The 1,139-nt window shown below is 63.0% G+C and carries 1 protein-coding gene; it reads left to right on the top strand.

Annotated elements, in window-relative coordinates:
• Positions 1-1,139, top strand: a 1,139-nt coding sequence (locus EIC84_RS25820; RefSeq protein WP_134737365.1) for a methyl-accepting chemotaxis protein, incomplete at both ends; no start/stop codon positions are given.

The following is a 1,139-nucleotide window of genomic DNA, read 5'->3' on the forward strand; positions in this document are numbered from 1 at the left end:
CACTACTGGGTTCGGGCCAATGCCATTCCCATCATCCGCAATGACAAGGCCAAGGGCTATATGTCGGTGCGCACCCAGCCCGAGCGCAAAGAGGTCGAGGCGGCGCAAAAGCTGTATGAGTCCATGCACGACAAGGGCGGTTCCGCGCCTGAGCTGCACAAAGGCATAGTCTCCAAAAAGGGGCTGGGGAAGTTGCTGTCGATCTGGCGGCACATGGGGGTGCGCCGGCGCATTCGCCTGAACTCGCTGGCTTTGTGGGGCGCCCTGGTGCTTGGGGCCTGGCTGCTGGCTCAAAGCCAGATGCAGTTCCTGTCGATGGCGGCCTTCATGACGGTGGCCCTGATGGTGATGACGCTGTTGCTCGAGAGCCAGTTCGCCACGCCGCTGGAGCTGCTCAAGCGTCAGTCGCTGAACGTGGCCACCGGCAACAACCGACAGACGGAATACTTGCAGCGCTCGGATGAAATCGGCACCACGCTGCGCACGGTCAACCAGATCGGTCTCATGTTCCGCTGGCTGGTGGACGATGTGAACCAGCAGGCGCTCAATGTTCAGCAGGCTTGTAACGAAATCGAGCAGGGCAACAGCTATCTGCACGGGCAGACGGAGCAGCTGGCGGTGAATGTGGCCCAGACCTCGGCCTCCATGGAGCAGATCACGGCCCGGGTTCAGTCCAGCGCCGATACGGCGCAAAAAGCCGGTGTGCTGGCCAGCGAAGCCAGCGCGGCGGCCTTGCGCGGGGGGCAGTCCATGGATCAGATCGTCTCCACCATGGAGTCGATCACGGCCAACTCCCGCCGCATTGCCGACATCGTCGGCGTGATTGACAGCATTGCCTTTCAAACCAATTTGCTGGCGCTGAATGCGGCCGTGGAGGCCGCCCGTGCGGGCGAGCATGGCAGGGGGTTTGCCGTCGTTGCCGGTGAGGTGAGGGCCCTGGCGCAGCGCAGCGCCGATGCTGCCAAGGAGATCAAGGCGCTGATTCAGGCCAGCACGGCCACCATAGAGGCCGGCTCTCTGGTGGTCAGCGATGCGGGGAGCAATATCGGCGACATTGTCTCCCAGGCGCGCAGCGTGGCGGACTTCATTGCCGAGATCAGCAAGGCCACGCGCGAACAAAGCGAGGAGATCAGCCAGGT

This window comes from Comamonas sp. A23, assembly GCF_004522605.1.
GTDB classification, from domain to species: domain Bacteria; phylum Pseudomonadota; class Gammaproteobacteria; order Burkholderiales; family Burkholderiaceae_C; genus Comamonas; species Comamonas thiooxydans.